This is a genomic window from Pseudomonas sp. PME37.24/025 (assembly GCF_055556615.1).
Genome location: NZ_JBVHNK010000201.1, coordinates 1 through 271, shown reverse-complemented (window position 1 = coordinate 271; position 271 = coordinate 1). Strand labels below are relative to the sequence as shown.

Here is a 271-nt window from a genome sequence, read left to right as displayed (position 1 = left end):
AGCGGGCCGGTCTGTACCGCCCGGTAGAGTCGCTCGGGTGAAGCCGCTCGCCCGCATCCTCGGCATCCTGTCCCTCCTGTGCGCGGTGGCGGCGGTGGCCGTTCCGGGCGTCGGCGCATTCCTGCTCCTTCGCGCCGACTCCTCGGCGATCATCGACAGAGCCGCCGTGGTCGGTCTGGGGGTGGCGGCCGTGGGCCTCGTGCTCGCGGTGGCCGGGTACCTGGTCGGGCGGCGCGGGGGCGCGACAGCGATGCCGATCATCGGAGGGCTG

1 protein-coding gene is annotated in these 271 nt (G+C 74.2%); it reads left to right on the top strand.

Going from position 1 to position 271, the window contains the following annotated elements; all coding sequences use genetic code 11:
• Positions 1-37 precede the first annotated feature (37 nt).
• Positions 38-271 (top strand): hypothetical protein (locus ACZ3HH_RS30070; RefSeq protein ID WP_465810232.1); only part of this gene is annotated, 234 nt, incomplete at its 3' end.